Annotated in this window: 24 protein-coding genes; 14 read left to right on the top strand and 10 right to left on the bottom strand. The window is 64.1% G+C overall.

The window, feature by feature from the left end; all coding sequences use genetic code 11:
• The first annotated feature begins 9 nt into the window (after window positions 1-9).
• A complete protein-coding gene (locus tag QUG03_RS15330; RefSeq protein WP_227106531.1) occupies window positions 10-339 on the top strand; it encodes a hypothetical protein in 330 nt (109 codons plus the stop codon).
• Here QUG03_RS15330 and QUG03_RS15335 read toward each other — a convergent pair whose 3' ends face one another.
• Complete coding sequence (locus QUG03_RS15335) at window positions 340-933, bottom strand: DUF4124 domain-containing protein (RefSeq protein WP_500820350.1); 594 nt, start codon at window positions 931-933, stop codon at window positions 340-342.
• The gene (gene pyrE / locus QUG03_RS15340) at window positions 933-1,577 is read right to left on the bottom strand and encodes an orotate phosphoribosyltransferase (protein WP_166451192.1); all 645 of its coding nucleotides are present in this window, start codon (window positions 1,575-1,577) and stop codon (window positions 933-935) included. Before pyrE ends, QUG03_RS15335 begins: the two co-directional genes overlap by 1 nt.
• Window positions 1,578-1,651: 74 nt before the next feature.
• Between pyrE and QUG03_RS15345 the strand changes: the two genes are divergently transcribed.
• Window positions 1,652-2,428, top strand: coding sequence for an exodeoxyribonuclease III (locus QUG03_RS15345; RefSeq protein WP_500820351.1), 777 nt, complete (start codon window positions 1,652-1,654; stop codon window positions 2,426-2,428).
• Window positions 2,428-3,021 (top strand): RBBP9/YdeN family alpha/beta hydrolase, encoded by a 594-nt coding sequence (locus QUG03_RS15350; RefSeq protein WP_500820352.1) that lies wholly within the window; start codon window positions 2,428-2,430, stop codon window positions 3,019-3,021. Before QUG03_RS15345 ends, QUG03_RS15350 begins: the two co-directional genes overlap by 1 nt.
• 2 nt (window positions 3,022-3,023) lie before the next feature.
• On the opposite strand, the gene QUG03_RS15355 is transcribed toward QUG03_RS15350, so the two are convergent.
• Window positions 3,024-3,860, bottom strand: coding sequence for a sulfurtransferase (locus tag QUG03_RS15355; protein WP_500820353.1), 837 nt, complete (start codon window positions 3,858-3,860; stop codon window positions 3,024-3,026).
• Window positions 3,861-3,899: 39 nt separating this feature from the next.
• Window positions 3,900-4,565, bottom strand: a complete 666-nt coding sequence (locus QUG03_RS15360; protein ID WP_500820354.1) for an HIT family protein — start codon at window positions 4,563-4,565, stop codon at window positions 3,900-3,902.
• 178 nt (window positions 4,566-4,743) lie between these two features.
• Between QUG03_RS15360 and paeA the strand changes: the two genes are divergently transcribed.
• From paeA to QUG03_RS15375, 3 genes are all read left to right on the top strand, one after another.
• On the top strand, window positions 4,744-6,042 hold the full coding sequence (gene paeA / locus QUG03_RS15365; RefSeq protein WP_227106541.1) for a polyamine export protein PaeA: 1,299 nt from the start codon (window positions 4,744-4,746) through the stop codon (window positions 6,040-6,042).
• A 174-nt stretch (window positions 6,043-6,216) separates the two neighbouring features.
• Window positions 6,217-6,474, top strand: a complete 258-nt coding sequence (locus QUG03_RS15370) for an acid-shock protein (RefSeq protein WP_107797890.1) — start codon at window positions 6,217-6,219, stop codon at window positions 6,472-6,474.
• Window positions 6,475-7,001: 527 nt separating this feature from the next.
• Window positions 7,002-8,612 carry a glycosyl hydrolase family 18 protein gene (locus tag QUG03_RS15375; protein ID WP_107797891.1) on the top strand — a complete coding sequence of 537 codons (1,611 nt, stop codon included), beginning with the start codon at window positions 7,002-7,004 and terminating at the stop codon, window positions 8,610-8,612.
• A 48-nt stretch (window positions 8,613-8,660) separates the two neighbouring features.
• On the opposite strand, the gene QUG03_RS15380 is transcribed toward QUG03_RS15375, so the two are convergent.
• Window positions 8,661-9,209 carry a cysteine hydrolase family protein gene (locus QUG03_RS15380; RefSeq protein WP_500820356.1) on the bottom strand — a complete coding sequence of 183 codons (549 nt, stop codon included), beginning with the start codon at window positions 9,207-9,209 and terminating at the stop codon, window positions 8,661-8,663.
• A gap of 16 nt (window positions 9,210-9,225) precedes the next feature.
• Window positions 9,226-13,077: a DUF3683 domain-containing protein gene (locus tag QUG03_RS15385; protein ID WP_500820357.1), complete on the bottom strand. Its 3,852-nt coding sequence runs from the start codon at window positions 13,075-13,077 to the stop codon at window positions 9,226-9,228.
• A 317-nt stretch (window positions 13,078-13,394) separates the two neighbouring features.
• Here QUG03_RS15385 and QUG03_RS15390 point away from each other — a divergent pair, with 317 nt between their 5' ends.
• From QUG03_RS15390 to QUG03_RS15400, 3 genes are read left to right on the top strand one after another with little or no spacing between them, the layout of a single operon-like run.
• Entirely contained in the window at window positions 13,395-13,997 is a 603-nt protein-coding gene (locus QUG03_RS15390) for a LemA family protein (RefSeq protein WP_500820383.1), read from the top strand.
• A gap of 1 nt (window position 13,998) precedes the next feature.
• Window positions 13,999-14,838: a TPM domain-containing protein gene (locus QUG03_RS15395; RefSeq protein ID WP_488878461.1), complete on the top strand. Its 840-nt coding sequence runs from the start codon at window positions 13,999-14,001 to the stop codon at window positions 14,836-14,838.
• Complete coding sequence (locus QUG03_RS15400; protein WP_500820358.1) at window positions 14,838-15,344, top strand: TPM domain-containing protein; 507 nt, start codon at window positions 14,838-14,840, stop codon at window positions 15,342-15,344. Before QUG03_RS15395 ends, QUG03_RS15400 begins: the two co-directional genes overlap by 1 nt.
• Window position 15,345: 1 nt before the next feature.
• Here the strand turns inward: QUG03_RS15400 and pdxA are convergent, their stop codons facing one another.
• Genes pdxA through QUG03_RS15415 form a run of 3 tightly spaced genes read right to left on the bottom strand, consistent with a single transcriptional unit; the run spans window position 15,346 to window position 19,900 of the window.
• Window positions 15,346-16,326 carry a 4-hydroxythreonine-4-phosphate dehydrogenase PdxA gene (pdxA, locus tag QUG03_RS15405; protein WP_500820359.1) on the bottom strand — a complete coding sequence of 327 codons (981 nt, stop codon included), beginning with the start codon at window positions 16,324-16,326 and terminating at the stop codon, window positions 15,346-15,348.
• A 1-nt stretch (window position 16,327) separates the two neighbouring features.
• Window positions 16,328-17,617, bottom strand: a complete 1,290-nt coding sequence (locus tag QUG03_RS15410) for a peptidylprolyl isomerase (protein ID WP_500820360.1) — start codon at window positions 17,615-17,617, stop codon at window positions 16,328-16,330.
• 9 nt (window positions 17,618-17,626) lie between these two features.
• Window positions 17,627-19,900: an LPS-assembly protein LptD gene (locus tag QUG03_RS15415; protein ID WP_500820361.1), complete on the bottom strand. Its 2,274-nt coding sequence runs from the start codon at window positions 19,898-19,900 to the stop codon at window positions 17,627-17,629.
• Between the two features lie 74 nt (window positions 19,901-19,974).
• On the opposite strand from QUG03_RS15415, the gene amgK reads away from it, so the two are divergent.
• From amgK to QUG03_RS15440, 5 genes are all read left to right on the top strand, one after another.
• Window positions 19,975-21,006: an N-acetylmuramate/N-acetylglucosamine kinase AmgK gene (amgK, locus tag QUG03_RS15420; protein WP_227106549.1), complete on the top strand. Its 1,032-nt coding sequence runs from the start codon at window positions 19,975-19,977 to the stop codon at window positions 21,004-21,006.
• A gap of 2 nt (window positions 21,007-21,008) precedes the next feature.
• Window positions 21,009-21,716 carry an N-acetylmuramate alpha-1-phosphate uridylyltransferase MurU gene (murU, locus tag QUG03_RS15425; protein ID WP_253313482.1) on the top strand — a complete coding sequence of 236 codons (708 nt, stop codon included), beginning with the start codon at window positions 21,009-21,011 and terminating at the stop codon, window positions 21,714-21,716.
• A 4-nt stretch (window positions 21,717-21,720) separates the two neighbouring features.
• Entirely contained in the window at window positions 21,721-22,272 is a 552-nt protein-coding gene (gene ruvC / locus QUG03_RS15430; protein ID WP_227106553.1) for a crossover junction endodeoxyribonuclease RuvC, read from the top strand.
• A 38-nt stretch (window positions 22,273-22,310) separates the two neighbouring features.
• A complete protein-coding gene (gene ruvA, locus QUG03_RS15435) occupies window positions 22,311-22,904 on the top strand; it encodes a Holliday junction branch migration protein RuvA (protein WP_107797902.1) in 594 nt (197 codons plus the stop codon).
• 104 nt (window positions 22,905-23,008) lie between these two features.
• On the top strand, window positions 23,009-23,818 hold the full coding sequence (locus tag QUG03_RS15440; protein WP_227106555.1) for a substrate-binding periplasmic protein: 810 nt from the start codon (window positions 23,009-23,011) through the stop codon (window positions 23,816-23,818).
• Between the two features lie 157 nt (window positions 23,819-23,975).
• Here QUG03_RS15440 and QUG03_RS15445 read toward each other — a convergent pair whose 3' ends face one another.
• Window positions 23,976-24,713, bottom strand: coding sequence for a BON domain-containing protein (locus QUG03_RS15445; RefSeq protein WP_500820362.1), 738 nt, complete (start codon window positions 24,711-24,713; stop codon window positions 23,976-23,978).
• Window positions 24,714-24,832 lie beyond the last annotated feature (119 nt).

Genomic DNA, 24,832 nt, shown 5'->3' on the forward strand with positions numbered 1-24,832 from the left:
AGCTGTGTGATGAGGGTAAACGGAATCGTCGCGGCCTTGGCCGCCCTGGCCTTGCCTGCCTTGGCTGTGGCGCAGACGGCGGACGAACAGTTGCTGGCGGCGCAGATGTACTACCAGCAAGTGCGCGGCGCGCAGCAGAAGGCGGACGCGCGTTTGACGCAGGCCGAGTCCGACAAGCTCAAGGCGGAGCAGCGACTGAGCGAGGCTCAGGCGGGCTTGAGCGGCGCCACGGCGGAACTGGAGGCGGCCAAGTCGGCTCAGGCCGCGGCGGCGCAGACCAGCGAGGCGGCCACCAAGGCCTTGAACGAGGCTTGGCAGCGCAAGGACGGCGGGCAGTAGTTAGCCGCCGCGCAATTGCCGGTAGCGGTTGAGGTCGTTCTGAGTCTTTTGGCGGAAGGCGGCCAGCTCCTGCTGCTTGGCGGAGATTTGCCTGGCCAGTTCGGCTTGCTCCGCCTGCAGCACGTTCAGATTGCGCTGACTGTTTTGCGGAGGGGCTTGTTTGTTGCGCCGGCTTTGCGCAATGTCTTGCTGAATGCCTTGAATTTGCAGCGTCAGGCCGCGAGAGCGCAGTTGCAGCGCGTCCAGCGCGCTTTGCAGCACGGCCTGCTGTTTGGCGCGCTCGGCCTGCAGTTGCTGCAGGTTGGCGTAGCTTTCCACCAGCGCGTTGTCGCGGCGGGTGTTTTCCAATTGCTGGGCGTCGCGTTGTTTTTGCGCGGCCTCGGCGGCTTCGCGCGCTTGGCGGGCGGCGGGGCTTTCCGCCGGTTTGGTGACGGCGCCCTGCTTGGACAGCTCGGCGACGCCCTGCTGCTGGCTTTGCAGCGGCGGGGAGTCGCTGTAATGCACCTTGCCGGATTCGTCCACCCACTTGTAGAGGCCGCCGGCGTAGGCGGCGGTTCCCAGTATCAGCAGCGCGAGTCCGGCAAGCGGTTTCATCAGTCGTTGACTCCGTATTGCGCCCGGTAGGCGCGCACCGCGTCCAGGTGCGCCGCCAGTTCCGGGCTGTGTTCCAGGAAGCCGAGCAAATCTTTCAGCGTGGCGATGGCGATGACCGGCAGGCCATGTTGCTGGGCCACTTCCTGCACCGCCGACAATTCGCCGCTGCCGCGTTCCATGCGGTCCAGCGCGATGGCCACCCCGGCCGGTTCGGCGCCGGCGGCGCGGATCAGCTGCACCGATTCGCGCACCGAGGTGCCGGCGGAGATCACATCGTCGATGATCAGGACCTTGCCTTGCAGCGGGGCGCCCACCAGGGTGCCGCCTTCGCCGTGGTCCTTGGCTTCCTTGCGGTTGTAGGCGAAGGGTGCGTTGCGACCCTGTTCCGCCATCGCCATGCAGGCGCCGGCGGCCAGGATGATGCCTTTATAGGCCGGGCCGAACAACATGTCGAATTGTACGCCGCTTTCCAGTATCGACTTGGCGTAGAAGCGCGACAAGTGCAAAGTGGACAGACCGTCGTTGAACAGGCCGGCGTTGAAGAAGTAGGGAGACTTGCGGCCGGCCTTGGTGATGAACTCGCCAAACTTCAAAACCTGCTTGTCGAGCGCAAAACGAATAAAATCCTGACGGAAATCGCTCATCATTACTCCTTATTAACTGTTAACTGTTTGAACGGCTGAAAAAATTGCCGGCAAGCATATCACGGGAGAGTCCTTTGCTTCGAATCGTTTCCGCCAATCTGAACGGCATCCGCTCCGCCGATAAAAAAGGCTTTTTCGACTGGTTGGCCGATATAGACGCCGACTTCGTCTGCGTGCAGGAACTGAAGGCCCAGGCCGGCGACCTGTCCGAGCGCATGCGCCAGCCGGACGGGATGACCGGCTATTTCCATTACGCGGAAAAAAAGGGCTACAGCGGCGTAGGCCTGTATACCCGTCATCAACCGGATGCGGTGGTGGAGGGGCTGGGCGTCGACTGGATCGACGCCGAAGGCCGCTTTTTGCAACTGGATTTCGGCAATCTCAGCGTGATTTCGCTGTATCTGCCGTCGGGCTCCAGCAGCGATGAACGCCAGCAAGTGAAATTCGATTTTCTCGACGTGTTCATGCCGCATCTGGAAACGCTGCGCGCGGCCGGCCGCGACATCGTGATCTGCGGCGACTGGAATATCGCCCACAACGAGATCGATCTGAAGAACTGGAAAGGCAATCTGAAGAACTCCGGTTTCCTGCCGGAAGAGCGCGCCTGGATGACGGACTTGCTGGGCCGCGTGGGTTGGTGCGACACCTGGCGCCGCCTGTACCCGGACACGCCGGGCTACACCTGGTGGAGCAACCGCGGCCAGGCTTACGCCAAGGACGTGGGCTGGCGCATCGATTATCACATCGTGACCCCGTCGCTGATGGAGCTGGCGCGCAAGGCCTCGGTATACAAGGACGAGAAGTTTTCCGACCATGCGCCGCTGATCGTCGATTACGAACGGAGCCTGTGATGTTGGACGAGGACGACGTCACCTTGATCACGGTGCCGGGCTGGGGCAATTCCGGCGCTGAGCATTGGCAGACCAGTTGGGAGCGCTGCTACCCCTTGGCGCGCCGGGTGGAGCAGGACGATTGGCTGTACCCGGAGTGCGAGGCCTGGGTGGAAGGCATCCGGCGCACGTTGGAGCAGGTGCCGGGCCGCTGGATGCTGGCGGCGCACAGCCTGGGCTGCCATGCGGCGGCGGCCTGGCTGCGGACCTTGTCCTTGCGCGAACAGAAGCGGCTGCAAGGGCTGCTGCTGGTGGCGCCGCCGGCCTTGCCCATCAGCGAGGCGCGGGCGCGCGCCAGCGGCGAACTGCCGGAGGACGCGCCCTTGCCCGCTTTCGCCGGCTTCAACGCGCCGACGCTGCGCTTGCCGGCGCCGGCCTTGCTGGTGGCCAGCCGCGACGACTTGTTCTGCGACATGGCCGAGGCCGAGGCGATGGCACAAGCCTGGAGCTGTCCCTTGGTGGACGCCGGCGCGCATGGACACCTGGGCAGCGCCGCGCGCCTTGGGCATTGGCGCTTCGGCCAGGATTTGCTGCAGGAACTGATGCTGGCCTGAGCCTAGCGCGCCACCGGCCGCGCCGGGTCGCTGCACCATTCGCTCCAGGAGCCTGGGTAGAGCCGGCTGCCTTCGAAGCCGGCGTGGCGCAGCGCCAGCAGATTGTGGCAGGCGGTGACGCCGGAGCCGCATTGATGAACGATGGACGCCGGATCGAGGTCGCCGAGCGCCGCCTGCCATTCGGCGCGCAGCTGTTCCGCCGGCTTGAAGCGGCTGTCGGCGTCGACGTTGAGCATGAAGAAGCGGTTGGCCGCGCCGGGAATATGGCCGCCCACCGGATCCAGCGTTTCGCCTTCGCCGCGGAAGCGCTCGGCGGAACGGGCGTCCACCACGGTGAAGGCCGGCTGCTCGATATTGCTCAGCACGGCGGCGGCGTCGACGGTGTCTTCCAGCGCGGGCTTGATCGAGAAACGGCAGGGACGGCGTTCCGCCGTTTGCTGGTCGAGGGCGCGGCCGGTCCGGGTCCAGGCCTGGACGCCGCCGTCCAGCACCGCGACCGCGGAGTGTCCCAGCCAGCGCAACAGCCACCAGGCGCGGGCCGCGTATTGTCCGGCGGCGTCGTCGTAGGCGACCACCTGGGTGTCCGGAGTGATGCCGATCGCGCCAAGGTCCACCGCCAAGCGGCTGCCGTCGGGCAGCGGATGGCGGCCGTTGGCGCCGGTCTTGCTGCCGGAAAGATGGTAATCCAGGTTCAGGTAATGCGCGTTCGGCAGGTGGCCGGCCTCATAGGCGGTCAAGCCATAATCTGCTTGTTCCAGCCGGAAGCGGCAATCCAGAATCACAAGGCGTTCTGTCGGCAGAGCCGCCAGCTGTTCCGCGGAGATCAAGGTTTGGTGCATGGCATTCCTCTTTCTTGATGGATGGCCGAGGGCGGGCGCTTAGCGCAGCCGTCCGGCCTGATAAGGACGCGGGCAGGGCAGCAGCCGGTAGCTGCCGGGCTCCAGGCGCAGGCTGTCCACTTGTTCAGTGCCGTCAGGGCCGCAGCGGCGCAAGGCCAGCCAGTGCCGGCCGTCGGCGTCCACGCTGTCGACCGGCCAGCTCAGGCCGGATTCGGCGAAGAAGCGGTAGCAGGCCAGATCGGCGCCTTCCAGCCCGTCCGGAACCTGGTCCACCTGGATTTGATAGTCCAGCCAGCAATGAGTCTGGGCGGCGGCGAGCTGTCGGCGCAACTGCTCAGCCAGTTGCGGCCAGGCGCGCGGAGCGCTTTGGCGGCGGGCCGCGGCCCAGATCGGGGCGGGAAAATGAGCGTCGTCGGCGAAGCGGGGAATCACGTGCCAGTGCAGGTGGGGCACCATATTGCCGAGGCTGGCCAGGTTGATCTTGTCGGCTTGCATGCAGCGCAGCAGCGCGGCTTCCACGTAATGGACCCAGTCCAGCAGGTGCAGGCGGCCGCAGGCGGACAGGTCCGTCATTTCCTTGACGTGGGCCTTCCAGATCACGCGGCAGAAACCGGGGTAGCCTTCCTCGTCCACCAGCAGGACTTTGAGATGATCGTCTTCGTGCAATACTTGCCCGACCGGTGCCTGGCACAATTCACAATCCATGATGGCGGCCTTTTGAAATGCGGAAACCTTATTGTAACGGTTGCCGCGGGCTTCGGCTAAAGCCCGGTTCGCTGCTATCATTACAGAAATTATGATTTGAACTATTTATCATGCCTTCTGCCGTATGCCGTCGCCTGTGCGGTGTTCAGGCGCAGCGGCGGGCACAATGGAGAGCTTGATGACGGATATGATGATTATTCTGGCGCTGATTCTGGCCAGCGCCTTTTTCTCGGTGTCGGAAATATCGCTGGCGGCTTCCCGCAAGATCCGCTTGCGTCAGATGATGGACGAGGGCAACGTCAATGCCGGCAAGGTGCTGGCTTTGCAGGAGCATCCGGGACATTTCTTCACCGTGGTGCAGATAGGCGTAAATGCGGTGGCCATCCTGGGCGGCATTGTCGGCGAGGCGGCGTTCACGCCCTTCTTCGCCCGCGTATTGGGGTTTTTCCTGTCCCCGGATCTGGCTCAGAGCCTGGGTTTTCTCTCGTCCTTCCTGCTGGTGACCAGCCTGTTCATCCTGTTCGCCGACTTGACGCCCAAACGTCTGGGCATGGTGGCCGCGGAGACGGTGGCGGTGCGCATTGTGCGGCCCATGCTGTTCATGGTGTTGCTGTTCAAGCCGCTGGTGTGGCTGTTCAATGAATTGTCCGGCCTGCTGCTGCGGCTGGTGGGCATGCCGACCAGCCCGCGCGACGAGATCACCAGCGACGACATCTCGGCGATGATGGATGCCGGCGCGGAAGCCGGCGTGCTGCACCGGCAGGAACATCAGGTGATTGAGAACGTGTTCGAGCTGGAAAGCCGGCTGGTGCCGTCGTCGATGACGCCGCGGGAGAGCATCATCTATTTCACGCTGGACGAAGCGGAGGACAGCATCAAGTCCAAGGTGGCCGAGCAGCCGCATTCCAAGTTCCTGGTCTGCGACAACGGCATCGACAATGTGGTCGGCTACGTCGATTCCAAGGATTTGCTGCGCCGGGTGCTGGCCGGCCGGGCGATCTCCTTGAAGGAGCCCGGCTTGTTGAAGACGGTGCTGCTGATTCCGGACTCCTTGACCTTGTCGGAGTCGCTGGATCAATTCAAGGGCACGCGCGAGGACTTCGCTGTGATCTTGAACGAATACGCTTTTGTTGTCGGCCTGATCACGCTCAATGACGTGATGTCCACGGTGATGGGCGATCTGGTGGGCCAGGGACAGGAGGAGCAAATCGTCAAACGCGACGAGAATTCCTGGTTGGTGGACGGCATCACCCCGGTGGAAGATGTGCTGCGGGTGTTGGAGATCGACGAATTGCCGGACGATCAGAACTACGAAACCGTGGCCGGCTTCATGATGTATATGCTGCGCAAGATTCCACGCCGCACCGATTGCGTGCAATACGCGGGCTACAAGTTCGAAGTGGTGGACATCGACAATCACAAGATCGATCAGATCCTGGTGACGCGGGTGGCGGCCAAGGAGCCGGCGCCGGTCTGAGAAGATTTGACTCCGCTCGCTTGGAGAGGCGCGGCGCTGAGGCCTTGTACGATCGGTTACATGATTTAACACAGGCCTCACAGACTGCGGCGAGGCGGCTTGCATATGATGAATTCAAGGACGCACCAGGACGGTGCCCTGACAACCGATAAGTCGCAGACTTGGAGAAACATCATGAAAAAGATCACCGCACTGATCCTGGCTTCCGTAATCGGCCTGACTTCCGCCGCCGCCTTCGCCGCCGACGCCTCCGGCCCGGCCGCCAAAGCCGCCGCTCCGGCGCACGCCAAGAAGCATCACGCCAAGAAACACCATCACAAGAAGCACGCCAAGAAAGCGGCTTCCGCTCCGGCCGCGCAGAAAGCCCAGGCCGCCAAGAAGCACGTTAAGAAGCATCACCACAAAAAAGCGCAGGTGAAAAAAGCGGCTTGATTCTGCGGCTACAGGCAGGGTATCGGGGGGAGGCCAAGGCCTCCTCCTTGCGTTTCTGGCCGGTTGCGGCATGCGTTTGGCTTGCGATTGAAAACGTAATGGTTTTGTAGTGGCATGGTTTTGTGAAGCCCATGCTTTTGCTGTGAAGTTTTGTCTCAAATTGCCAACAGGCATTTCTCCTGTGCTTAAGCGGCTTTCTCACTGAAGAAATAGACATCGCCAAGTGCGCTGTTTATCTCCTTTTCTTGGCTATTTGCGCGATAAATTCGCCTAAATTCGCGTAAACCTGAACTTTCCCGCATTTTTGAGCCACAGCTGCGCCCTTGTCGGCGTAAGACAATCCTTTTGACCTGTTTTAACTGTTATTAAGGACAGGTTGGTGAAATTTGGGTTGGCAGCGGTGGAGTGATTGCTCGAATCTGATACCACTGTAATACCACATGTCCGAACTAAAACGCCGGCTTGCGGTGCTGCAGCGGGGACAGCATGACGCTGCCGTGATCACTGACAGAATTGAGGAGGTCCGAATGTCGAAACTTTCGTTGACGTTGTCGGCGCTGTTTGGGGGGGCTGGCTTGTTGTTGAGCAGCGCGGCGGCGTTCGCCGCGCCGGCCTGCAGTGCGTGGAGCAATGCGCAGACCTATAACGGCGGCGATTACGCCTTGTACGCCAACAAGACCTGGCGCGCCAAGTGGTGGACGCAGAACAATCAGCCGGGCGCGGATCAATGGGGGCCGTGGGAAGAGCGGCCTGCCGGCGAATGCACGCCGGGCGGCGGCGATCCCGGCCCCGGACCGGGCACCGGCGTGCCGCCGGAACCGACGCCGACCGTGGGCCGTCATGTCGGCTCTTATTTTGCGCAATGGAGCATTTACGGCCGCAATTACAAGCTGCGCAATCTGGTGGACGCCGGCGGCGACAAGAAGCTGACCTTCCTGAACTACGCCTTCGGCAACGTCTACGCCGACGGCAAGTGCGGCATGGTGACCCGTGCAGAGAACGGCAACGGCGACGGCGGCGACGCTTGGGCCGATTACCAGAAATCCTTCGGCGCCAATGAGTCGGTGGACGGCAAGGCAGATGCCTGGAGCGATCCGCTGCGCGGCAACTTCAATCAGCTGCGCAAGCTGAAGCTGGCGAATCCTTCGCTGAAAGTGCTGATTTCGCTGGGCGGCTGGACCTGGTCGAAGAATTTCGGCAAATTCGCCGCCACCGACGCCGGCCGCAAGACCATGGTCGCATCCTGCATCGATCTGTACCTGAAAGGCAATCTGCCGGTGGGCGAGAACGCCGGCGGCGCCGGCGCGGCCAAGGGCGTGTTCGACGGCATCGACATCGATTGGGAATACCCGGGCGGCGGCGGTCTGCCGACCAATAGCGTGGATCCCAACGATAAGCAGAACTTCACCTTGCTGATGGCGGAATTCCGCAGCCAGCTGGACGCGCTGACCGCGCAGAACAAGCGCCGCTACTACCTGACCGCGGCGATTGGCTCCGGCGTCGACAAGATCCGCCAGACCGAGCCGGCCAAGTACGCGGCCTATATGGACTGGATCAATGTGATGACTTACGACTTCAATGGCGGCTGGGACGCCAAGGGGCCGACCAACTTCCAGTCCAATCTGTTCCGCGATCCGGCGGCTCCGGTGACCGGCGACCGCGTCTACTACAACGTCGACGACTCGATCCAGACCCTGGTCAAGGGCGGCGTGCCCAAGGCCAAGCTGAACGTGGGCATCCCGTTCTATGGCCGCGGCTGGGCCGGCGTGGCGGCCGGGCCCAAGGCCGATGGTCTGTACCAGGTGGCCACCGGCGCGGGCAAAGGCACTTACGAAGCCGGCATCGAGGATTACAAGGTGCTGAAGACGCGTTCGGCCAAGCAGTTCGTGCATCCGGTCAGCAAGCAGCTGTGGACTTACGACGGCAACGAGTTCTGGAGCTACGACGACCCCGCCACCATCCGCACCAAGTTGGATTACGTGCGTCAACAGCAGCTGGGCGGGGTGTTCAGCTGGTCCTTGGACGGCGACGACGCTCAGGGCACTTTGCTGAAGACCACCAGCGAAGTCCGTCAGGACGCCGCCGCGGCCAAGAAGAAGGCGGCCGCCAAGGCCTCGGCCGCGTCGCCGTTGAAGTAAAACGGAAGCCGCAAAGAAAAACCGCCGGGCGTGCCCGGCGGTTTTTGTTTAGGCCGCGCCGCTTTCCAGTTCGGCGATGTTGCGCACGCGTAGGGGCTTGGGTGTTTCGTCCAGATTGGACCAGACCCAGTTGAAGTGATCGATCACCTGTTCCGCGTTCAGCCGCGGCCGCGGTTTGCAGGTGTGGGCGTCGGCGATCAGGGTGACGGCGTATTCCTGCGACATCGCCGAGCGCAGCGTGCTGTCCACGCAGAACTCGGTGGCGGAACCGGCCAGCCACAGCTCGTCGACATCGCCGCCGCGCAGCAGCTCGGTCAGCGTGGTGCGCTGGAAGCTGTCGCTGAAGCGTTTGTGCACCACGGCGTCGCCGTCCAGCCGCGCCAGCGCCGGATGCAGCTGCCAGGCCTCGCTGTCGCGCGCCAGATCGCTGCCGGGGCCGCTGTCGTGCTGGATGAAAATCACCGGCATGTCTTGGCGGCGCGCCAGCGCGATAGCGCGGTTGAGATTGGCCAGCACGGCGTCGGCGCGGCCGGCGCGGGGCTGGCCTTCGATCTGACCGTATTGCACGTCGATGACGATGAGCGCTTTGTTGCCCATGGGTTGTTCTCCAACCTTATAGAAGCACGCGCTCAATGCCGCCATCGCGCGCCTGGTCCACATACTGTTTCAACCAGTTCGGCCCCAGCACATGCTTGGCGATTTCCACCACGATGTAGTCGGCCTCGGTGCCGGTGTCCGGGCCGTAGCGCGACAAGCCTTGCAGGCAGGACGGGCAGGAGGTCAGGATCTTCACCGGCTGCGCCGGCTTGGCGCCGCCGGTCAGCGCTTGCAGGTTCTTGTTGATTTCCTCTTCCTTGCGCGAGCGCACCTGGGTGGCGATGTCCGGCCGGCTGGCGGCGAAGGTGCCGGATTCGCCGCAGCAGCGGTCCGACAGTGCCACGCCGCCGCCCAAGAGCTCGTTGACCACCTTCATCGGCTGATAGGCCTTCATCGGCGTGTGGCAGGGGTCGTGATACAGGTATTGCTGGCCGCCTACGCCGTCCAGCTTGACGCCTTTCTCCATCAGGTATTCATGGATGTCGATGATGCGGCAGCCGGGGAAGATGTCTTCGAAGCGGTATTGCGACAATTGGTCGTAGCAGGTGCCGCAGCTGACCACCACGGTCTTGATGTCCAGATAGTTCAGCGTGGTGGCCACGCGGTGGAACAGCACCCGGTTCTCGGTGGTGATGGCGTCGCCCTTGTCCTGATAGCCGGCGCTGGTCTGCGGATAGCCGCAGCACAGATAGCCGGGCGGCAGCACGGTCTGCGCGCCGACATGCCACAGCATGGCCTGGGTGGCGAGGCCGACCTGGCTGAACAGGCGCTCCGAGCCGCAGCCGGGGAAGTAGAACACCGCTTCCGCGTCTTCCGACAGCTTGGGGTTGCGGATGATGGGCACGATGCTGGCGTCTTCCACGTCCAGCAGCGCGCGCGCGGTTTTCTTGGGCAGGCCGCCGGGCATGGGCTTGTTGATGAAGTGGATCACCTGCTCCTTGACCGGGGCCTTGCCGACGGTGGCCGGCGGCTGCCGGGTCTGGGAGCCTATCAGTCCCAGGCGCTTGCCCACCGCGTTGCCCAGCCGCTGCGCCTTGTAGGCGACGCCGACCAGGCCGGTGCGCAAGGCCTTGATGGTGGCCGGGTCCTTGGCGGTGAGAAAGGCCATGCCGACGGCGGTGCCGGGGTTGAAGCTCTTGTTGCCGGTCTTGCGCAGGAAGTTGCGCATCGCCACCGAAACATCGCCGAAGTCGATCTTGACCGGGCAGGGTTTGACGCAGCGGTGGCAGACCGTGCAATGGTCGGCGACATCGGACAATTCCTCGAAATGCTTGAGGCTGACGCCGCGGCGGGTCTGCTCTTCGTAGAGGAAGGCCTCGGTCAGCAGGCCGACGCCGAGGATTTTGTTGCGCGGCGAGTACAGCAGATTGGCGCGCGGCACATGGGTGGAGCACACCGGTTTGCACTTGCCGCAGCGCAGGCAGTCCTTGATCGAATCGCTGATCGCGCCGATGTCGGATTGTTCCAGGATCAGCGACTCCGCGCCCAGCAAGGAGAACGACGGCGTATAGGCCATGGCCAGGTCGGCGCCGGGCAGCAGCTTGCCGCGGTTGAAGTGGCCGTTGGGGTCCACTTGCTGCTTGTAGGCGCGGAAGGGGGCGATTTCTTCTTCGCTGAGGAATTCCAGCTTGGTGATGCCGATGCCGTGCTCGCCGGAGATCACGCCGCCCAGCGCGCGCGCCAGCGCCATGATGCGCTCCACCGCCTTGTGCGCGGTCTGCAGCATCTCGTAATCGTCGGAGTTGACCGGCAGGTTGGTGTGGACGTTGCCGTCGCCGGCGTGCATGTGCAGCGCGACGAAGACGCGGCTGCGCAGCACTTTTTGCTGGATGGCGCGGATGGCGGCTAGGATGGGGCCGTCGGTGTTGCCGGAGAACAGCTGCTCCAGCTCGGCCTGCATCTCGCGCTTCCAGCTGACGCGCACGACCATATCGCGCAGCGCGTGAAACACCGAGGCCGGCGTCGCCGCGGCGTCTTCCAGCGGCGCGTGCGGCCAGCGTTCGCGGTATTCGTGAAAGGGACGGTCAAGGTGTTCCAACAGCCATTGCCAGCGGTCGCGGGTGATGGCGAGCTGGGACAGCGCCGAGGCGCGGCGGTCGCCGATCAGTTCTTCCGACGGCAGATTGGTGTCCAGCTTGTCCACCGGCAGCCGGCCGTGGAAATATTCGGTCAGGGTGTCGAGCAGGCGCAGCTTGTTCTGGATCGACAGTTCGATATTGATGCGTTCGATGCCGTCGCTGTAATCGCCCAGCCGCGGCAGCGGGATCACCACGTCTTCGTTGATCTTGAAGGCGTTGGTGTGTTTGGCGATGGCGGCGGTGCGGCTGCGGTCCAGCCAGAAGCGCTTGCGCGTTTCCGGGGTGATGGCGATGAAGCCTTCGCCGTGACGCGCATTGGCCAGCCGCACCACCTGGCTGGCGGCTTCCGCCGCCGCGTCCTCGTGGTCCGACACCAGATCGGCGATCAGCACCATCTTGGGCCGGCCCTTGCTCTTGGCCTTGGTCACATAGGACACCGCGCGCACATAGCGCCAGTCCAGGTGTTCTAGGCCGGCCAGCTGCACGCCGGCGGCGAGGCCGGCGCCGCCGGGTTTGAACAGGTCGGTGATTTCGACGATGGCCGGCGTGGCCTCGGCCACGGTGCCGAAGAATTCCAGACAGACGGTGCGGATGTGCTTGGGCATGCGGTGCAGCACGAAGCGGGCGCTGGTGATGATGCCGTCGCAGCCTTCCTTCTGCACGCCGGGCAGGCCGGCCAGGAATTTGTCGGTGACGTCCTTGCCCAGGCCCACTTTGCGGAAGGCGCTGCCGGGGATGTCCAGCTGACGGCTGGACACCACGGTCTGGCCATCGTCCTTGAGTTGGCTGACGCGGAAGCGGGCGACGTCGACGTCGTGGATCTTGCCGTAGTTGTGGCCCAGGCGTTCGATGAACTGCCATTGGCCGTCGGCGTCCACCATTTTCCAGCTGGCGAGGTTGTCCAGCGTGGTGCCCCACAGCACCGCCTTCTTGCCGCCGGCGTTCATCGCGATATTGCCGCCGATACAGGAGGCCTCGGCCGAGGTGGGGTCCACCGCGAACACCAGGCCGGCCGCCGCCGCGGCCTCGGCGACGCGGGCGGTGACCACGCCGGCGCCGCATTGTATGGTGGCGCGGGGGCCGTCCAGGCCGGGCAGTTCCACCTGTTCGACGCCGAGATGGTGGTCCAGCTTCTCGGTGTTGATCACCGCGCTCATGCGGTCCAGCGGCACCGCGCCGCCGGTGTAGCCGGTGCCGCCGCCGCGCGGAATGATGGTCAGGCCCAGCTCGATACAGGCGCGCACCAGCGGCGCGATTTCGGCCTCGCCGTCCGGGCTGAGCACCACGAAGGGGTATTCGACGCGCCAGTCGGTGGCGTCGGTGACGTGGGCGACGCGGGACAGACCGTCGAACTGGATATTGTCGCGGCGGGTGAGCCGGGACAGCTTCTTCAGAATCTTGGCGCGCAGTTCGCGGGTATCCTCGAACTGTTCGGCGAAGCGCTCGACGGCGGCTCGGGCCGCCGTCAGCATCTTGCCCACCTTGTCGTTGCCTTCGCGGCGTTTTTCCACTTCGGCCAGCCGGTGGCGCATCGCGTCCACCAAGGCGGCCAGCCGCTTGGGATTGTCCAGCAGGTCGTCGACCAGATAGGGGTTGCGGTCCACCACCCAGATATCGCCCAAGACCTCGAACAGCATGCGGGCGGAGCGGCCGGTCTTGCGTTCGGCGCGCAGTTCTTCCAGCAGCTTCCACATCGGCGCGCCCAGCAGGCGGATGAAGATTTCGCGGTCGGAATACGAGGTGTAGTTGTACGGGATCTCCCGCACACGGGCTTGGGTGGTGGTGGTCATTGTCCGTGCAGCTGTCATTATTGGAAAAACGTCCACCAGTGTAGCCCAATTGTTGCGTTGCGAAAAACCCGTATTCACTAGGGATTTCCCTCTTTACTTCAAGATATTGGCGCGAATTGTATATTGTTGGGCAAGGCGGGCCGGGGGCGGAGCGCGCCGGTCTTGCCGGTCTGGCCGCGCAGGGGAGGGAATGGTGCGCGCTATTCCATAGGCGGGGCGAAAACTGCTGGTTTTATGCTTTTTATGGGTAAACTGAAGCTCGAACGCGTTGCGCTGATCGGGATGGCGCGGCCACGACGGGAATGGAGAACAGGATGATGTGGAAGAAGTGGGCGATGGCTTTGTTATTGGCGGCGTCGCTGAGCGGCTGCGGTTACAACGCGATGCAGACTCAGGACGAGGCGGCCAACGCGGCCTGGTCCGAGGTGATCAATCAATACCAGCGGCGCGCGGATCTGATTCCCAATCTGGTCAAGACGGTGCAAGGCTACGCCAAGCATGAAAAAGAGGTGCTGACCCAAGTCACCGCCGCGCGGGCGCGGGTGGGCAGCATCCAGATGGATGCGTCGATGGCGACGGACGAGAAAAAGCTCAATGATTTCGCCTCGGCGCAGAATCAGCTGGGCTCGGCCTTGTCCCGCTTGCTGGTGGTGTCGGAAAACTATCCGCAGCTGAAGGCGGATCAATCCTTCCGCGATCTGCAGGCGCAGCTGGAGGGCACCGAGAACCGCATCGCCTTGGCGCGCAAGCGTTATATCGATTCGGTGCAGGCGTACAACAGCACGGTGCGGACCTTTCCCAATAATCTGACCGCGATGATGTTCAGCCTGAAGACCCGGCCGAATTTCACCGTGGAGAACGAGAAGGCCATTTCCACCGCGCCGCAGGTCAACTTCGGCGAGCCGGAGGCGAGCAAATAAGATGAGGGCGCTATGGCGTTGCTTGGGCATCGCGTTGCTGCTGTGCGCGCAGCTGGCGCGGGCGGAACTGGCGGTGCCGCCGCCCAGTTCGCCGGTGGTGGATCTGGCCGGTTTTTTATCGGCGGACGAGCGCGGGCAATTGGAACGGCAATTGCTGAGCTTTCATCAGCGCAAAGGCAGTCAGCTGGCGGTCTTGATCGTGCCGTCGGTGGAGCCGGAAACGCCTTTTGACTACGGCACCCGGGTGATGGACGCCTGGAAGCTGGGGCGCAAGGGGGTGGACGACGGCGTGCTGCTGCTGATCGTGGCGGATCAGCACAAGACCCAGTTGTTGGTGGGCCGCGGCCTGGAGGGCGCGATTCCCGACATCTACGCCAAGCGCATTCTGCAGGACACGCTGAGGCCTCTGTTCAAGCAGGGTTTGCGCTTTCAGGGCATTCAAGCGGCGGCGTCGCAACTGGAAGGTCTGATCGACGGCGAAAAGCTGCCCCCGCCGACGCGGACTCAGCAGCAGGGCTGGGAAGACAGTTGGCCGGCGCTGGCGTTCGCGGTCTTGTTCGGCGCCGGCGTCGTCAGCCGCCTGTTCGGACGCTTGATCGGCAGCCTCATCATGGGCGGCCTGGGCGTCGCCGCGGCCTTGCTGCTGGGCGCAGGCGTCGTGTTCGCCTTGCTGGCCGGGGCGGTGGCGGCGCTCCTGTGCCTGGTGATCGGCGCCCACGGCTTGTCGTTCGGCGGCGGAGGCGGCGGGAGTTGGCGCGGCGGAAGCAGCGGCGGCCGCGGAGGCGGCTGGTCCGGCGGCGGCGGGGGATTTGGCGGCGGCGGCGCTTCGGGAGATTGGTGATGTGGAAATCATGGCATAGAGTGCTGCGTCATCTGGCCAGCACCGGCTACTTGGCGCGACGGCGTTTTCCCGCCGCGGAACTGGCGCGTTTGCAGCAAGGCATCGCGGCTTCGGAACGCGAACACGCCGGTCAGCTGCGCTTTGTGGTGGAGTCGGCGCTGGATTGGCGCGATGCCTGGCGCGGCATGAGCGCTCGAGAACGGGCGCTGGAGTGGTTCGGCCTGCTGAGGGTATGGGACACCGAGGAGAACACCGGCGTGCTGGTGTATGTGTTGCTGGCGGAGCGCCGCATTGAAATCGTCGCCGATCGCGGCATAGACCGGCGGGTGCCGTCGCGGGCCTGGGAGGAGATTTGCGCCGAAGTCGGACGCGCGATGGCGGAAGGCAAGCGAGTGGCCGGCCTGGAGGCCGGCTTGTGGCGGATACACGCTTTGTTGATCGAGCATGCGCCGCTCCGAGGCGGGCCCAGCGTCAACGAGTTGCCGGACGAGGTGATCGTCCGCTGAGTCAGTTCGCGGCGGAGGCGGCCAGTTGCGCCGCCAGCTGCACGGCCTCGAACAGACTGCCCGGGTGGGCCTGACCGCTGCCGGCCAGATCCAGCGCGGTGCCGTGGTCGACCGAGGTGCGGACGATGGGCAGGCCCAGGGTGATGTTGATGCCGGCGCCGAAGCTGGCGTGTTTGAGCACCGGCAAGCCTTGATCGTGATACATCGCCAGCACCGCGTCGCAGCGCCGCAGCTTGTCGGGGTTGAACAGGGTGTCGGCCGGCAAGGGGCCGATCAGGTCCATGCCCTCGCCGCGCAGCCGCGCCAGCAGCGGTTCGATGACCTCGATTTCCTCGCGCCCCAGATGGCCGCCTTCGCCCGCGTGCGGATTCAGGCCCGCCACCAGCACGCGCGGCGCGGCGATGCCGAACTTGGCGCACAGATCCCCGTGCAGGATGCGGATGACCTGCTCCAGGCTGTCCGCGGTGATGGCGTCGGCGACGTCCCGCAGCGGCAGATGGGTGGTGGCCAGCGCCACGCGCATGCCGCCGCCGGCCAACATCATCACCACCTTGGGCGTGTGCGTGCGTTCGGCCAGGTATTCGGTGTGGCCGGAGAAGGCGACGCCGCCGTCGTTGATGACGCCCTTGTGCACCGGCGCGGTCACCATGGCGGCGAACTCGCCGCTAAGGCAGCCGTCGATGGCGCGGTCCAGCATCGCCAGCACATAGCCGGCGTTGGCCGGGTCCAGCCGGCCGGGAGCGGCCGGAACCGCCAGCGGCACATGGCAAACTTCCAGTCCCTGTGCCGGCGCGGGCGTGTCCGGCGCGTAATCGCGCAGCGCGAGCGAGAGGCCCAGCTGCCGCGCGCGCGCGGCCAGCAAGGTCTTGTCGCCGATCAGCACGCAGCGCGCGCCGACGCCGGCCTCCGTCAGCCGCAGCGCCAGATCCGGCCCCACGCCGGCTGGTTCTCCGGTGGTGACGGCCAATACGGGGACGCTCATCTTACTTCTCGTCCAGCCGTTCTTCGACGAAGGCGGAGTCGCGCAGTTGGCGCACCCAGTCGGCGTACGCCTGTTCGATCTTGCGGGAGCGGATCTGTTGTTTGACCGCCAGCCGCTCGCGGTCGCCGGACACGTCTTGATTGCGCTTGCCTTCCACCAGGATCAAATGCCAGCCGAAGGGCGTGCGCACCGCCGGCGACAATTGGCCGATAGGCAGTTGCGTCATCGCGCTCTCAAAATCCGGCACCAGATCGCCCAGATTGACCCAGCCCAGATCGCCGCCCTTGGCGTTGCTGCCGTCTTCGGAGTAGAGCTTGGCCATGTCGGCGAACTTGGCGCCGCGCTGGATGCGGTCGCGCACCTGTTCGATGCGGGTTTTGGCGTCGTTGGCCGACACCGCCTCGTTGGTGCGGATCAGGATGTGGCGCACATGGTATTGCTCCACCATCATCGGCGCGCCGCTGTCGCGTTTGTCCTGCAATTGGAAGATGAAGAAGCCTTGCTGGGTGCGGATCACATTGGTGTGCTGGCCGGTTTTCAGCTGTTCCAGCATCTGCACGAACTCAACCGGCAGCGACACCGCGCTGCGCCAGCCCATGTCTCCGCCTTTCAGTGCATTGGGGGCGTCGGAGTAGCTGGCCGATACCTTGGCGAAGGCTTGGCCGGACTCCAGATCCGTCAGCGCTTTCTCGGCCTTCTTCGACAGCGCGTCGATCTGCTTGGCGTCGGCGCGTTCCGGCACGTTGATCAGGATGCTGGCCAGGTGGTATTCGGCGCGGTTGCCGCTCTGCGCGCTTTTCAGCACCTGATCGACTTCGGTCTCGTTGACGTTGACCTTGGCGGCGACTTCGCTGTCGCGCAGGCGCGCGATGGTCAGTTCCTTGCGCACTTCGGCGCGCAGCTTGTCGAAGGCCAGGCCTTCCTTGGCCAGCTGGGCTTTCAGGCCGGCCACGTCCATCTTGTTCTGCTTGGCCAGATTGGCCACCGCCTGATCCACCGCGGCGTCGTCGATGCGCAGGCCGCCGCTGGCGGCGTACTGCAGCTGAACCTCCTCGGTAATTATCTGTTCCAGCATCTGTTTTTCCAGCACGGCGCGCGCCGGCGGCGTCACTTTCTGCGCTTGCAGCTGTTTGATGGCTTCGTCGACGCGGGATTGCAGATCCAGCCAGGTGATCACGTTCTTGTTGACCACCGCGACGATGCGGTCCACTTCTTTGACCGGGGCGGCGGGAGCGGCGACGGCGCCTTGCAGGGCGCCGGCCAGCAGCAGGGCGAGCAGAGTCTGTTTCATGATCATCGCTTATAAATCGTTAGTCTTGCTATAGCCGGGAATCGCCAGCTTCAGCGTGTTGAGCGGATTGTTGCCGAAGCCGCCAAGGCCCTTGAATTCCAGCTGGAAATAAATGGCGTTCTTGGTGGTGATCAGGTCGCTGACATAGCGCTGACCGACCAGGCGCGCCGACCAGCAACCGTCGTTGTACTCGAATCCGGCCAGTTGTTCCAGCGGCTTGCGGTCGGCCAGCGAATAGTTGTAGCGGCCCAGCGCATACCATTTCTTGGCGATAGGCCATTGAGCGCCGATATCGACCTGGCGCAAGGGGCCGTACAAGGTGGAGTTGTCCAACTGCTCGTAGCGGCCGTAGCGGTAACGGGCGCTGAGCACCTTGCCGGGCGCCGGGTTGTAGCGCAGCTGGGCATTGTAGCGTTCGGTGGTTTTCAGCGCCTCGTTCCATTCATAGGAGCTGTCCAAGCGCCAGCCCTGGGCCAGATCGCCGCTGGCGCCCAGCAGCAGATTGGAGCCGCTGACGGTGCGTTGTTTCGGCACTCCATCCAACTGGATGTCGTCCTGGTTGAAATAATAGCGCTTGCCCACGGTCAGCCGTAGCCGCTCCAGGCCGTTTTCCTGGCTGATCAGGCGGCTGGTCAGCGCCGTGGTCAGCTGATTTGCGCCGTTGACACGGTCGGAGCCGGAGAAACGATTCTCGGTGAACAGCTGCGCAAAGTTGAAATCGTTTAGCGAAGTGTCGAAGTTGGGAAGGTTGTTCTGATTGCGGGTTGGAATATTGACGTAGAACAGGCGCGGCTCCAGCGTCAGCAGATGATCCTGGCCCAGAAACTCGGTATCGCGGTCGAAATAGAGGCCGGCGTCGGTGCTGAAAATAGGCAGGCTGCGCGACACCGAACGGCTCTGCTGGCCGGGCAGCGCGTCCAGATTATATTCGGTCAGGTGCAGGCCAAGCTTGGGACGCAGAAAGCCCCAACTCTTGTCCAGACTCCACGTCAGGCTGGGGTAGGCGACCAGGCGGTCGCCGGTTTGCAGAGTCGGATGGGAGAAGCGGGTCAGTTCGCTTTGCAGATTGGCGCTGAAGCCCTGCGACAATTGCTGGTTGGCCGTGAAAGTCAGTTGCGGCAGCCGCGCATAGGGAATGTCCCCTGACGTCGGCTTTTCCAGCAGAGTCTGGTAGCGCTGCGCGCGCAAAGTGGCGTTGGCCGAGCCGCCTTGCCAGCCGAAGCCGTAACTGAGCCAGGCTTCGCGCACCAGGTTGACGTTGGCGGCGATGCTGAGACGGTCGCCGAAATCCTTGAAGTAGTTGGGGTCGGAGACGTAGTTGGCGTTGTAGCCGAAGGTCAGACCCGGCGCCAGCGTCTGGTTATGCGTCGCATACCAGGCGTAGCGGTTCTTGTCGGTGACCTTGTCCTTGGGCAATTGCTCGGTGTAGATCGAGCCGGCGTAATTGGGCTGCAGATAGCGGAATTCCGCGCCCAGCATGGTGCCGTGCTTGTCGTTGAAATGCGGGGTGATGGTCGCGTCGTAGTTGGGCGCGATATTCCAGTAATAGGGCAGCGCGACTTCGGTGCCGTTGGTGCCGGTCTTGAAAGTGGGCGGCAGGAAGCCGCTCTTGCGGTTGCCGTTGAGCGGGAAGTCCATCCACGGGGTGTACAGGATGGGCACGCCGTAGAAATTCAGCCGCGCGTTGCGGGCGACGCCGACGCCGTTGTTGTAGTCGAGGTCCAGCAGCGAGGAGTTCAGATACCAGGAGTCGTCGCCGGGTTCGCAGCTATTGATGCGGCTGTTGTAGACCCGGTACTCGTTCTGGCCGCGGAAATCCACTTGCTGGCCGTCGCCGCGCATCGGCACCGTGCTCATCGGACGGGTGGCGGCCGGCGCGCCCTTGGCGGCGGGCGCCGGCTTGCCCATGGCGAACACCGGGTTCATGCCGGTGCCGCTGTAGTTGGCGACGTTGTAATCCAGCGTAGTGCCGGTGACCACGTCGACGCCGCGCGTCATCTTGAAGCGGTCGCCGGCCTTGACCCGGTCCTTGTTCTGGTAATAGTCCAGCCAGTCGGACTCCAGTTTCTGGTCGTCGCGGGTGACCACCACATTGCCGCGGGCTTTCAGCTCCACATTCATCTCGCCGTCCATATCGTCGGCGGTGACGTGGGTCTGGCCTTCGGCCTTGGGCGGGGTGGGCAGGGCGATAGGGGCGTCTTCATCGGCCAGCGCCAGCGCCGGCTGCAGTGAGAACGCGGCCGCCAGCGCCAGGGCCAGCGGATTGGGTTTGATTCTGGGCATGCACAAAGCCATATCTAAGGGGCGGCGGGGCAGTATAAAATCAGCCAATTCTATCAGCACCAAGACGAAGCGACATGCATAGACAGGAACTCATCAAAAAATGGCTGGCGGATTTGTACCCGGGACAGGACATCGGGCTCGAATTCGCCGCCGCGGATGCCGACTTCCGGCGCTACTTCCGTGCGACCTGGCCGGACGGCGCGAGTTGCATCGTGATGGACGCGCCGCCGGAAAAAATGAGCACCGACGCCTATGTGCAAGTGCGCGACGTTTTCGCCATGGTCAATGTTCCCAAGCTGCTGGCGCGGGATAGAGAGCAGGGCCTGCTGCTGCTGGAGGACCTGGGCCGGGTCACCTATCTGGCCGCTTTGGAGCATGATGGGCGCGAACAGGTGCGGCGCCATCTATTGCTGGAGGCGCTGGACACCCTGGTGGAGATCCAGTCCGCCAGTCAGCCGGGAGTGTTGCCGGAATACGACGAAGCGCTGCTGACGCGCGAGTTGAACCTGTTTCCGGAGTGGTTCTGCGCCAAGGAATTGGGCCGGCCGCTGGATTTCGCGCAACGCCAGCTGTGGGACGCCGGGGTCAAGGCCTTGCTGCCGGTGTTGCTGGCCCAGTCCAAGGTGTTCGTGCACAGGGATTTCATCGTGCGCAACCTGATGCTGACGCCGGGCAAGCCCGGGGTATTGGATTTTCAGGATGCGGTGTACGGCCCGGTCAGCTACGACATCGTCAGCCTGCTGCGCGATGCCTTCATCGAGTGGGACGAGCCCTTCGTGCTCGATATCGCGATCCGCTACTGGGAAAAGGCGCGCGCCGCCGGCCTGCCGGTGCCGGCCGAATTCGACGTCTTCTATCGTGATTTCGAATGGATGGGCGTGCAGCGCCACCTGAAAGTGGCCGGCATCTTCGCGCGTCTGTTCCATCGCGACGGCAAGGACAAGTACCGCGCCGAGATTCCGCGTTTCATCAAGTATCTGAAACGGACCACCCGCCGTTACCAGGAACTGGCGCCGCTCTATCAGCTGTTGCTGCAGTTGGTGGGCAAGGACCAGACCGATGACGAGCTGCAATCGACCTACCCGGCCTTGAGCTACAAGGGATGAGCATGCCGATAGCCATGATTCTGGCGGCCGGTCGCGGCGAGCGGATGCGGCCGCTGACCGACCATGCGCCCAAGCCCTTGCTGGAGGTGGGTGGCAAGCCCCTGATCGTCTGGCAGATCGAGCGCCTGGTGGCGGCCGGTTTCGCCGACATCGTGATCAATCACGCCTGGCTGGGCGCGCAGATAGAACAGGTGCTGGGAGACGGCGGCCGCTTTGGCGCGCGCATCGCCTATTCCGCCGAGGGCGAGCCCTTGGAAACCGCAGGCGGCATCGCCAAGGCCTTGCCCAGCTTGCGGGCGGGACGGGAGCGCGCTTTTCTGTGCGTGGCGGCGGACATTTATACCGATTACGACTACGCAAGCCTGCTGCCGCGGCTGGACGCGCTGGAGGGGCTTGAGGAACCGGGCATGCACCTGGTGATGACGGACAATCCGGCTTTCCACGCGGGCGGGGATTTTGCCTTGGAGCCGGACGGCGGCCTGCGCGCCGACGGCGAGCGCAAGCTGACCTTCTCCAGCATCGGCCTTTACGATACCCGCATGTTCGCCGGCCTTTCCGCAGGCCGCTTCGCGCCGATGCGCCCGTTTTACGACGCCGCGATTGCGGCCGGACGGGCCAGCGGCGAGTATTTCAACGGCGTCTGGCACAATGTGGGCACGCCGCAGCAATTGCGGCAGTTGGATGCGCAATTGCGCGCCGTCCCGGGCTGAGGCGATGTCGGCTCAGCTTCTTCCCGGCGCGCGCCGCATCCTCGGCATCGACCCCGGCAGCCGCATCACCGGCTTCGGGGTGATCGATCTGGTCGGCCAGCAACGCCATTACGTGGCCTCCGGCTGCATCCGCACGCCGCCGGGCGCGCCTTTGAGCGATCGCATCCGCGTGATCGTCGATGGCCTGTTCGGCGTGATCGATACCTACCAACCACAGGCGGCGGCGATCGAGCAAGTGTTCGTCAACGTCAATCCGGCGGCCACGCTGATGCTGGGTCAGGCGCGCGGCGCCTGCATCAGCGCGCTGGTGTTGCGGGACCTGCCGGTGGCGGAATATACCGCGCTGCAGGTCAAGCAGTCCGTCGCCGGTCACGGCAAGGCCGCCAAGGAGCAGGTGCAGCACATGGTGGTGCGGATGCTTAATTTGTCCGGCACGCCCCAGGCCGACGCCGCCGACGCGCTGGCGGTGGCCTTGGCGCACGCCAATCTCAGCGCCGGCGCCTTGGGCCAGCTGGCGCAGAGCGGCCTGAAAATTCGCGGCGGCCGGCTGGTCTAGCCGACGCGCCTGTAATCGCTTGAAGAAAGAACCGGAACATGATTGGACGCCTGAGCGGCAATCTCATCGAAAAACTGCCCCCGCAAGTGGTGTTGGACGTCAACGGGGTCGGCTATGAAGTCGATGTGCCGATGACCACTTTTTATCAATTGCCGGCCTTGGGTCAGAAAACCACGCTGTTCACCCATCTGGTGGTGCGGGAAGACGCCCATCTGCTGTTCGGCTTCGCCAGCAAGGAGGATAGACAGACCTTCCGGCAACTGGTCAAGGTGACCGGCATCGGCGCCAAGATCGCCCTGGCCATCCTGTCCGGCATGACCACCGATGAACTGGCGGTGGCGGTGGCCAGCGAAGACATCAAGCGCTTGTCCGCGGTGCCGGGCATAGGCAAGAAGACCGCCGAGCGTCTGGTGCTGGAGCTGCGCGGCAAATTGGCCACCGGCAGCACGCTGACCGCGCCGGGGGGCCTGGCTTTCGCCGCCACGCCGGATGAGAAGGGCGACATCGTCAATGCCTTGCTGGCCTTGGGTTACAACGAGAAGGAGGCCGCGGCCGCCACCAAGGGCCTGCCGGCCGAGGTGACGGTGAGCGAGGGCGTGCGTCTCGCCTTGAAGAGCCTGATGAAGTTCTGAAAACGCGAGCCGGCTCTTAAAGCCGGCGGCGCTTTGCCTATAGTGGGGAGTGCCGTGCGCTGGGCATGGCGATGAATCCGGCATGGCCGGGAGGCGTACCCACCGTGAAAACAGGACTGGCGCGAGCATGTCTGTTGCTGGCGGCCTGCTGGGCCGGCGGCGCTCATGGCGGCGTGTCGTGTCCGCAGCGGCCGATCCGTTTCGCTTTTTACGAGATCGGCCAGTTCTACAGCGCCGGCCGCGGCTTGGATCGAGACGTGGCGGAGGAATTGCGGCGGCGCAGCGGTTGCGAGTTCGAGTTCGTGGTGATGCCGCGGGCTCGCATCTGGCAGGAACTGGAGGCCGGCTCGCTGGATATGACCGGTTCCGCGATCGAGACCCCGGAACGCAGCAAAATCTATTGGTTTTTCAACTACATCCAGCTGCGTCAGTACGCGATTTTATCGATAGACGTGCCCGACTCCATCCGCTCGATGGAGTCCTTCATCCAGGATGCTCCGTCCAGCCGCTGGGCCATCGTGCGCAGTTACAGCACCAGCCGTTATTTCGATCCCTTGGTCTTGCAATTGGGCGTGCAGCGCCGTTTGGTGGAAGTGGCGGAGGAGGATGTCCTGTTCCGCATGCTGGACCAGCGTCGCGTTGCGGGCATTTTCTCCACGCCCATGGTGTATCGGCAGAAAATCAGACAACACGGTTTGGAAGACAGGGTGAAAGTGGCGGACTGGGAGAAGGACGACGCGCCCAGCCCGCGCAGCCTAGTGTTGACCAAGCGGGCTTTCCCCGACAGCGAAGCCAGAGCCTGGCGCCAGTTGGTTGACGGCATGAACCGCGACGGCACCATGCTGCGTCTGATCAACCGCTATATGAGCAGGGACGAAGCCGCTGCAGCGGTGTGGGCCGGCGGAAAACGATAGCGCCCGCGAATAAAAAAGGCCGCCCAGAAGGGCGGCGAATGGAGGCGGGCACACTTGCGTGCGTTCCTTGGGACGACTCCGGGTAAAGCGAGGGTCGGCGCTGCTGTACTCAGGGCAAGCGAGCCAGACGGGCAGCGCGCCGACGAACTAGAGGGGTTTAGCCTGCGGCTTTGAGGGTGACGTTGGTGCGAACCGCGGTCACGCCCGGCACGCGGGAGGCTTCTTCGGCTACGCGGCGCAGCGCTTCTTCGCTGGGCGCGGTGCCGCTCAGGGTGACTTCGCCCGCCTTCACGCTGGTCTGGATATTGGCGCCAACCTGGGCTGCGGCTTTGGTCACAGCTTCCTGCACCGCCTGATTCAGGCCGGCGGCGGCGCTCGGCGCGGCTTCGGCGATCAGGGCTTCAGCCGCGCTGGCGTCGCCTTTGGCGGCGGTGGCGCGTTGAGCTTGTTCGGCCGGGGCGCTGGCGTCGCCCTTGGCGGCGGTGGCGCGTTGAGCTTGTTCAGCCGGTGCGCTGGCGTCGCCCTTGGCGGCGGTGGCGCGTTGAGCTTGTTCAGCCGGTGCGCTGGCGTCAGTCTTGGCGGCGGTGGCGCGTTGAGCTTGTTCAGCCGGGGCGCTGGCGTCAGCCTTGGCGGCGGTGGCGCGTTGAGCTTGTTCGGCCGGGGCGCTGGCGTCGCCTTTGGCGGCGGTGGCGCGTTGAGCTTGTTCGGCCGGGGCGCTGGCGTCAGCCTTGGCGGCGGTGGCGCGTTGAGCGTGTTCGGCCGGGGCGCTGGCGTCGCCCTTGGCGGCGGTGGCGCGTTGAGCTTGTTCAGCCGGAGCGCTGGCGTCTTGAGCCGCCCAGCTGGCGCCGGCGAACAGGGAAGTCATCAGAGCAATGGCAAGAGTGGATTTCTTCATGGGATTAACCTTTTCGAGAGAGTGAGTCACATCGCTTGCGCTTGAGTCTGCCGCGCTTCGATCATTTGCGCTTTCCCTATGGCAAAAGGCGTGCCAGCTTTGGTTTTTTCTTATTTTTC

Source organism: Chromobacterium sp. CCUG 30098 (assembly GCF_059916605.1).

What these genes read in the sequence shown, in the direction of transcription:
- QUG03_RS15375 (WP_107797891.1), top strand. Translation starts at nt 7,002, where the DNA reads ATGTCGAAACTTTCGTTGACGTTGTCGGCGCTGTTTGGGGGGGCTGGC.
- QUG03_RS15410 (WP_500820360.1), bottom strand. Translation starts at nt 17,617, where the DNA reads ATGAAACAGACTCTGCTCGCCCTGCTGCTGGCCGGCGCCCTGCAAGGC.
- QUG03_RS15355 (WP_500820353.1), bottom strand. Translation starts at nt 3,860, where the DNA reads ATGCACCAAACCTTGATCTCCGCGGAACAGCTGGCGGCTCTGCCGACA.
- QUG03_RS15335 (WP_500820350.1), bottom strand. Translation starts at nt 933, where the DNA reads ATGAAACCGCTTGCCGGACTCGCGCTGCTGATACTGGGAACCGCCGCC.
- QUG03_RS15415 (WP_500820361.1), bottom strand. Translation starts at nt 19,900, where the DNA reads ATGCCCAGAATCAAACCCAATCCGCTGGCCCTGGCGCTGGCGGCCGCG.
- QUG03_RS15385 (WP_500820357.1), bottom strand. Translation starts at nt 13,077, where the DNA reads ATGACCACCACCACCCAAGCCCGTGTGCGGGAGATCCCGTACAACTAC.
- QUG03_RS15390 (WP_500820383.1), top strand. Translation starts at nt 13,395, where the DNA reads ATGTGGAAGAAGTGGGCGATGGCTTTGTTATTGGCGGCGTCGCTGAGC.
- ruvC (WP_227106553.1), top strand. Translation starts at nt 21,721, where the DNA reads ATGTCGGCTCAGCTTCTTCCCGGCGCGCGCCGCATCCTCGGCATCGAC.
- QUG03_RS15330 (WP_227106531.1), top strand. Translation starts at nt 10, where the DNA reads ATGAGGGTAAACGGAATCGTCGCGGCCTTGGCCGCCCTGGCCTTGCCT.
- QUG03_RS15400 (WP_500820358.1), top strand. Translation starts at nt 14,838, where the DNA reads ATGTGGAAATCATGGCATAGAGTGCTGCGTCATCTGGCCAGCACCGGC.
- amgK (WP_227106549.1), top strand. Translation starts at nt 19,975, where the DNA reads ATGCATAGACAGGAACTCATCAAAAAATGGCTGGCGGATTTGTACCCG.
- QUG03_RS15350 (WP_500820352.1), top strand. Translation starts at nt 2,428, where the DNA reads ATGTTGGACGAGGACGACGTCACCTTGATCACGGTGCCGGGCTGGGGC.
- QUG03_RS15395 (WP_488878461.1), top strand. Translation starts at nt 13,999, where the DNA reads ATGAGGGCGCTATGGCGTTGCTTGGGCATCGCGTTGCTGCTGTGCGCG.
- pdxA (WP_500820359.1), bottom strand. Translation starts at nt 16,326, where the DNA reads ATGAGCGTCCCCGTATTGGCCGTCACCACCGGAGAACCAGCCGGCGTG.
- QUG03_RS15445 (WP_500820362.1), bottom strand. Translation starts at nt 24,713, where the DNA reads ATGAAGAAATCCACTCTTGCCATTGCTCTGATGACTTCCCTGTTCGCC.
- murU (WP_253313482.1), top strand. Translation starts at nt 21,009, where the DNA reads ATGCCGATAGCCATGATTCTGGCGGCCGGTCGCGGCGAGCGGATGCGG.
- QUG03_RS15360 (WP_500820354.1), bottom strand. Translation starts at nt 4,565, where the DNA reads ATGGATTGTGAATTGTGCCAGGCACCGGTCGGGCAAGTATTGCACGAA.
- QUG03_RS15380 (WP_500820356.1), bottom strand. Translation starts at nt 9,209, where the DNA reads ATGGGCAACAAAGCGCTCATCGTCATCGACGTGCAATACGGTCAGATC.
- ruvA (WP_107797902.1), top strand. Translation starts at nt 22,311, where the DNA reads ATGATTGGACGCCTGAGCGGCAATCTCATCGAAAAACTGCCCCCGCAA.
- paeA (WP_227106541.1), top strand. Translation starts at nt 4,744, where the DNA reads ATGACGGATATGATGATTATTCTGGCGCTGATTCTGGCCAGCGCCTTT.
- pyrE (WP_166451192.1), bottom strand. Translation starts at nt 1,577, where the DNA reads ATGAGCGATTTCCGTCAGGATTTTATTCGTTTTGCGCTCGACAAGCAG.
- QUG03_RS15370 (WP_107797890.1), top strand. Translation starts at nt 6,217, where the DNA reads ATGAAAAAGATCACCGCACTGATCCTGGCTTCCGTAATCGGCCTGACT.